This window comes from Variovorax sp. UC122_21, from assembly GCF_044056785.1.
Classification (GTDB): Bacteria; Pseudomonadota; Gammaproteobacteria; order Burkholderiales; family Burkholderiaceae_C; genus Variovorax.
In genome coordinates this window covers 2447169-2453971 of record NZ_CP172003.1, presented here as the reverse complement: position 1 = coordinate 2453971, position 6803 = coordinate 2447169, and the positions used below count along the sequence as shown (strand labels likewise).

Annotated in this window: 5 protein-coding genes; 4 read left to right on the top strand and 1 reads right to left on the bottom strand. The window is 67.6% G+C overall.

Annotation, left to right across the window (positions count from 1 at the left end; translation table 11 throughout):
* Positions 1-463: 463 nt before the first annotated feature.
* Entirely contained in the window at positions 464-1846 is a 1383-nt protein-coding gene (locus tag ACHMXE_RS12160) for a fimbria/pilus outer membrane usher protein (protein ID WP_395346180.1), read from the top strand.
* A gap of 38 nt (positions 1847-1884) precedes the next feature.
* Positions 1885-2883 carry a fimbrial protein gene (locus ACHMXE_RS12155; protein ID WP_395346179.1) on the top strand — a complete coding sequence of 333 codons (999 nt, stop codon included), beginning with the start codon at positions 1885-1887 and terminating at the stop codon, positions 2881-2883.
* A 102-nt stretch (positions 2884-2985) separates the two neighbouring features.
* On the opposite strand, the gene ACHMXE_RS12150 is transcribed toward ACHMXE_RS12155, so the two are convergent.
* On the bottom strand, positions 2986-3741 hold the full coding sequence (locus tag ACHMXE_RS12150; protein WP_395346178.1) for a winged helix-turn-helix domain-containing protein: 756 nt from the start codon (positions 3739-3741) through the stop codon (positions 2986-2988).
* 613 nt (positions 3742-4354) lie between these two features.
* On the opposite strand from ACHMXE_RS12150, the gene ACHMXE_RS12145 reads away from it, so the two are divergent.
* A complete protein-coding gene (locus tag ACHMXE_RS12145; RefSeq protein WP_395346177.1) occupies positions 4355-5176 on the top strand; it encodes an SDR family oxidoreductase in 822 nt (273 codons plus the stop codon).
* Between the two features lie 37 nt (positions 5177-5213).
* Positions 5214-6803, top strand: coding sequence for a class I adenylate-forming enzyme family protein (locus ACHMXE_RS12140; RefSeq protein WP_395346176.1), 1590 nt, complete (start codon positions 5214-5216; stop codon positions 6801-6803).

Genomic DNA, 6803 nt, shown 5'->3' with positions numbered 1-6803 from the left:
GGCAACCTGTTCGACAGCATCGCGTTTCGCGGCGTGCAACTCGCCACCAACGAATCGATGCTGCCCGACAGCCAGCAGGGCTACGCCCCCACCATCCGCGGGATCGCGCAGACCCATGCGCGCGTGACGGTCAGGCAGAACGGCTACACCATCTACAGCACCTTCGTGGCGCCGGGCGCCTTCGTGATCGACGACCTCTATCCCACGGCTTCGAACGGCGATCTCGAGGTGAGCATCGTCGAGGCCGACGGCCGCGAGACCCGGTACATCCAGGCGTTCTCCGCGGTGCCCACGCTGCTGCGCGAAGGCACCTGGCGCTACTCGGCCACGCTCGGCAAGTACCCGCGGCGCGCGCGGCGGGAGCGTCTCCTTCTCTTCCCGGGAATTTCGCGCTGGCGATCCGCTGTCGTTCCCGGGCTGGCGGCGACCGGCGCGTGCCGAACCGGCCTTCGCGCAAGGCACGGTGGCACACGGCCTGGGCAACGGCTACAGCGTCTACGGCGGGCTGATCGCCTCGGGGCGCTACCTGTCGGCGATGGCGGGCGTGGGCAAGAACATGCGCGCCTTCGGTGCCGTGTCCGCCGACCTGTCGGTCGCGCGCGCCTCGGTGCCGACGCCGTTCCCGGCCGAGCAACGCTTAAACGGCCAATCGGTGCGCTTCCTGTATGCCAAGGCCTTCGATGCGGGCACCACCGTGCGCGTGGCGGGCTATCGCTATTCCACCAGCGGCTACCGCACCTTCCAGGAGGCCTCGGACATGCAGGGGCTGGATCCGCTGGAGCGCCTCCACAACCGCCGCAACGAACTGCGGCTGGAGCTGTCGCAGCGGCTCGGCGACCGGGGCTCGGTGTTCGCCTCGGCGCGCCAGCAAAGCTACTGGGGAACCGGTGCCAAGGACAGCCTGGTGCAGATGGGCTACTCGGGCAACTACAGGCAGTTCGGCTACAGCATCCACTACAACCGCAGCACCAGCCAAGGCCGCGCGCCGAACAACCAGATCATGTTCACGCTGAGCATTCCGCTCGGCGGCTCCGCGGCCAGCGTCCAGTACACGGTATCGCACGAGCGCGGCGGCGGCACCAGCCACCAGGCCAGCGTGTTCGGCACCGCGCTCGAGGACGCCAGTCTCACCTACAACCTGTCCGGAAATCGCATTCACGCGCAGGGGTCGACCAGCCATGCGAGCCTCAGCTACCTGTCGCGGATCGGCCGTTTCGAGGGCGGGATCTCGCAGAGCGCCAGCCATCGGCAGGCGAACTTCGGCATGGCGGGCGGGCTGCTGCTGCATGGCGGTGGCTTGACGCTGGCGCAACCGCTGGGCGACACCATTGCCCTGGTGCATCTGCCCAAGGCACCGGGCGTGGGCATCGAATCGCAACCCGGCGTGGCGACCGATGGCGCGGGCATCGCGGTCGTCTCCAACCTGTCGCCCTATCGGATCAACCGCCTGGCCGTGCGCACGCAGGACCTCGGCGACACGGTGGAAGTCCGCAACGCCGCGACCGAGGTGGTGCCCACGCGCGGCGCCGTGGTGCGCGCGACCTTCGAGACCGCGGTGGGCCATCGGCTGATGCTGACGCTGACGAGGGGCAACGGGGAGCCCATGCCCTTCGGTTCGCGCATCGAGAACGAAACGGGCCAGGAGTTGGGCATCGTCGGTCCCGATGGCCAGGCCTTCGTCAGCGGGGCCGAGCCGGCCGGGACGCTGACCGTGATCTGGGGCCGTCGCACCGGCGACCGATGCAGCGTGTCGTATGCGCTGCCCGAAGTAACCAGTCCGCCGCCGATCCGCGAGATCGCGGGGCAGTGCGACGCGGACACCAACGCCGAGAGGAAAACAGAATGAGAAACTGGCATCGTCGATCCGTCCATCGAGCGGCCGCCATGGTGTGGAAGCTGGCGCGCCTCGTGCTGCCCCTCGCCACGCTGTGGCTGGCAGGCATGCAGGGCGCAGGGGCGGCGTGCGTGCGCTATCCGGGCGCGTACGAACACATCGTCTACATGAACATGGGAAACGTCTACGTCCCCGACGGACTGGCGGTCGGAGGAACCATCAAGACGCAAAGCTTTCCCATCTGGGTCAGCGGCACCGGCGATCTCATGTTCAATTGCCGGGGCGGCGGCTATGTCTACGGAACGGTGCTGCAGGGCTCGCCCGTACCGGGCTTCTTCAACGTCTACTCCACGCAGGTGCAGGGCATCGGCATCCGGCTCTCGCGCGTCATCGACGGGTCTTTTCTCGTCTACTACCCGCACACCATGCCGACCCCCAGTGGCACCGGCCAACTGGCGGCGGGCACGTCGTTCCAGGTGGAGTTGATCAAGACGGCCGAAAGCACCGGCAGCGGCTCGCTGGCGGGCGGAACCTACACCCGCTACTACGGCGATGGCGAGCCTTACTGGTCGGCGCTGACGACCATCCTCTCGGGCGATGTCAGCGGCATCACGATCATCACGCCCTCGTGCGCCGTCGATGCCGGCTCGCGCAACATCCCGGTGGAACTCGGGCGCGTGTCCGTCAGCAACTTCAAGGGCATGGACTCCACGACGGGCGATCGGAGGTTCAGCATCCGGCTCCAGTGCCAGGCGAATCCGAACCTGCAGAAATGGGTCGACCTGCGCATGGACGCGACCCAGGACCCGTCGAACCGGCAGGGAGTGCTGAGGATCACGCAGCACGGCGCGGGCACCGCGACGGGCGTGGGCATCCAGCTCCTGGGTGGCGATGCCCAACCGGTGCGCTTCGGCGAGGGCATGCAGGTCGGACCGATGAAGAACGGCAGCTACGACGTGCCCTACACGGCCCGCTACTACCAGACCGCCGCGAGGATGCGGCCGGGGCGCGCCGACGGCACCGCGACCTTCACGCTCCAATACCGCTGAGATCGCCGGCGTTCTTCGCACGGGCAGCGCGCCTTCGGGGGGCGTCTGCCCGCGCGCCGATTTCGCGCTGACGGCGGCGGCGATGCAGCGGCGCCCCGGGCGCTACGAAGTGAACGTCGAGCCCAGCACGACCAGGCGATAGCCGATCCCGTAGATCGTGAGCAGCTGAACTCCCCTGCGCGGCCCGAGTTCGAGCTTCTTGCGCAGGCGGGTCATGTGCACGTCGAGCACGCGCGAGCCGGGATTGGCGAGCCGATCGAAAAGCCGGGTCTCGATCTCTTCGCGGGTGATGACCTTGCCGAGGTTCTCGAACAGGATGAGCGCGATGTCGAACTCGCGCGGCTGCAGGCGAACCTCCTCGCCATCGACCATCACGATGCGCCGCAATCGCTTGAAGTAGTAGCCGCCGCAGACCAGGTCCTCCTCGGCCGGCAGATCGACCGGCGCCAGCTTTCGCGATTGCAGCAGCTGCAGTCGCATCGACAGCTCCGCGCCATTGACGGGCGCGGTGACGAACTCGACGCGTTCGCTGTTCAGCGGTTCGTCGTTGAAGGTGGAGGCCACGTTCATCGCGTCGCGCGATATGACGACCAGGACCGGCAGCTTCACAACGCCGCGCAAGCTGGCCCAGCGCCGCTGGTTCCATGCCTTGTCCGCGCACGCGACCAGGGCATCGTAGCGACGCCCCAGGGAGATCGAATCCCACAGGGCCTGCACCGAATCGAAGGCGGCCGAGGTGAAACCCTGCGAATCCAGCGCGGTGCGCAAGGGACCGCGCTCGTGCTCGTCGCCGAAGATCAAGGCCAGGGAGGAAATGGATTGGAACGCCGACGGATTCGTGTTCTTGCTCGACGTCATGGCGCCCGGCCCTCCACGGTTCGCGTGGAGCGCTCGCCACGTGCGCTCGGCAGGTCGGCGGGCCCGCGACATGCGTCCTCACCTGGTCTTGCTGCTGATTCCCTCATCCCCTGCCCCGGCGGCTTCGGCCGCTTTGTATGTTTATGAAAAATGAAATTTAAAAATGAGTGCGAATACTCATTTCCATCGCAATGCATTATCAATCTTGAGTCTGGACGGGGTGAGCTCCGGATAAGGATTTTGTGGATTTCTTGGGATTATGAACTATATAAGTGACGGATATGAGGGAAATTATATTCTTTCAAAAGCTAATTTGCTGAATCTATATTAACAATTGCGAGCGTACGAATGCATGTGAAATTAAGGGGTTTATTTAAATTTTGCTCTGATTCTCGCGAGGAGCATTTGCAAATGCTTCGAGTTGAGAATGAGTTGATAACTTGTTGGAATCGACCGCCGGTCTCGAGACCCATGACGCGCGGCCTGTCGCGTCTTGCGTCGATTGGCTGAGTTGCCGCACGCCGCCACGCCAGCCAGTCCGCGCAAGCGCCGCCCCGCCCGGCGCGCATAGCCTGCGCATCCCGCGATCGGAGATCGCGTCTCCGGAGCGTGCATGCCTTCCCTCAAATCCAAGACCCTTTTCGTCACCGGCGCGAGCCGCGGCATCGGCAAGGCCATCGCGCTGCGGGCCGCGCGCGACGGCGCCAACATCGTGGTCGCGGCCAAGACGGCGACGGCCGATCCACGCCTGCCGGGCACCATCCACAGCGCCGCCGAGGAGATCGTCGCGGCCGGCGGCCAGGCGCTCGCGGTGGTGGTCGACGTGCGCGACGAGACCCAGGTCCGCGCCGCCGTCGATGCCGCCGTGGCGCGCTTCGGCGGCATCGACATCCTGGTCAACAACGCCAGCGCGATCCACCTCGAGACGGTGGAGCGCACGCCGATGAAGCGCTACGACCTGATGTTCGAGATCAATGCGCGCGGCAGCTACCTCTGCGCGCAGGCCTGCCTGCCGCACCTCGAGAAGGCGGCCAATCCGCACATCCTGACGCTGTCGCCGCCGCTGGACCTGAACCCCAAGTGGTTCGCGCGCCATGCGGCCTACACCACCTCGAAGTACGCGATGAGCATGCTGAGCCGCGGCCTGGCCGAGGAACTGCGCGAACGCGGCATCGCGAGCAACTCGCTGTGGCCGCGCACCGTGATCGCCACCAGCGCGCTGCGCATCGCGGCGCCGGAGGTGGCGGGCCAGGCGCGCGTGCCGGCCGTCATGGCCGATGCCGCCTGGCACATCCTGACCCGGCCGAGCCGCGAGCTCACGGGCCAGCTGCTGCTCGACGAGCAGGTGCTGCGCGAGGCCGGTATCACCGACTTCGGGCCCTACCTCGTGACGCCGGGCGTCGAGCCGCTGATCGACTTCTTCGTGGAACCGTGACCCCCTCTTCGCTTCGCCCCCTTCAGGAGACCCTCGCATGCAGACCATCGACCCCGAACGCGCGGCCATCGCGCGCGTGTCCCTCGCCGACATCGTGCGCCGCGGCGCCCGCCGCCATCCCGACAAGACCGCCGTGATCCAGGGCGAGCGGCGCATCGGCTTCGCCGAACTCGACGCGGGCAGCGAGCGCGTCGGCGAGGCGCTGCGCGACCAGGGGTTCACGGGCCACCGCATCGCGACCCTGTGCCTCAACTCGATCGAGCACCTGAGCGCGATCCAGGCCATCCACAAGTCCGGCAATGTCTGGGTGCCGGTCAACGTGCAGCTCGATGCGGCCGCTATCGAGCATGTGCTGAGCCATGCCGAGGTCGGCGCCGTCTTCATCGATGCGCCGCTGCTCGCCGTGCCGGCGCTGCGCGCGCTGATCGAGCGCCTGGGCCTGCTGACGGTGGTGATCGGCGGCACGCAACCCGCCCCGGAGGGCACCCTGCCCTTCGACGCACTGGCCTCGCGCGCGCCCGCCCAGCCGCTGGGCGCGCCGGGCGGCGACGACGAGCTCGCGCTGATCATGTACACCAGCGGCACCACCGGCAAGCAGAAGGGCGTGATGCATTCGCACCGCTCGGTGCACGGCGCGCTGCTGAGCTGCGCGCAGAGCTTCGAGGCCACCGAACACGACGTGGTCGGCTCGGTGCTGCCGCTGTTCCATTGCGCGCAGCACACCATCAGCATGGGCGCGCTGCTGACCGGCGCCACGATCTGGCTGGCCAGCGGCTTCGATCCCGCGGCCATGCTGGCGGCGATCGAGCGCGAGCGCATCAGCTGGCTGTCGTGCCTGCCGATGATGTACGACGCGCTGATGAAGCATCCGCAGCGCCCCGCCACCGATCTGTCGTCGCTGCGCCTGTGCATGTACGGCCTGGCGCCGATACCGAAGAACCTGCTCGCGCAGATCCGCAGCGACATGTGCGCCGACGTGCGCCTGGGCACCGGCCAGACCGAGATGTACCCGCCGACCATGGTCTACCGCGCGAGCGACCATCCCGGCAAGGACGGCAACTGCTGGGGCATGTCGGTGGCGGGCGTGGAAACCGCGGTGATGGACGACGACGGCCGGCTGCTCGGGCCGGGCGAGATCGGCGAGATCGTCCATCGCGGCCCCAACGTCTTCCTCGGCTACATCAAGGACCCCGAGGCCACGGCCGCGGCGCGCCGCTTCGGCTGGCACCACACGGGCGACATCGGCATGTTCGAGGCCGACGGGCAGATGCTGTTCCTCGACCGCAAGAAGGACATGATCAAGTCCGGCGGCGAGAACGTCTCGAGCATCAAGCTCGAGGCGGTGCTGCTGGCCCATCCCGCGGTGGGCGCCGCGGCCGTGGTCGGCCTGCCGCATCCGCACTGGGGCGAGGCGGTCGCGGCCTTCGTGGTGCGGCGCCCCGCCGCCGAAGCCTGCGGCGAGGACGAGCTGCTGGCCTTCTGCCGCGAGCGCCTGGGCCGCTTCGAGGTGCCGAAGTCGATCCGCTTCGTCGACGCGCTGCCGATGACGCCGACGGGCAAGGTGCAGAAGTTCCAGCTGCGCAGCGGGCACCTGGAGCTGTTCGCGCCGGACGCCGTGCTTCGCTAA

Excerpts from the sequence above, each read along its gene's own strand:
- ACHMXE_RS12140 (WP_395346176.1), top strand. The coding sequence starts at position 5,214 with ATGCAGACCATCGACCCCGAACGCGCGGCCATCGCGCGCGTGTCCCTC.
- ACHMXE_RS12155 (WP_395346179.1), top strand. The coding sequence starts at position 1,885 with ATGGTGTGGAAGCTGGCGCGCCTCGTGCTGCCCCTCGCCACGCTGTGG.
- ACHMXE_RS12145 (WP_395346177.1), top strand. The coding sequence starts at position 4,355 with ATGCCTTCCCTCAAATCCAAGACCCTTTTCGTCACCGGCGCGAGCCGC.
- ACHMXE_RS12150 (WP_395346178.1), bottom strand. The coding sequence starts at position 3,741 with ATGACGTCGAGCAAGAACACGAATCCGTCGGCGTTCCAATCCATTTCC.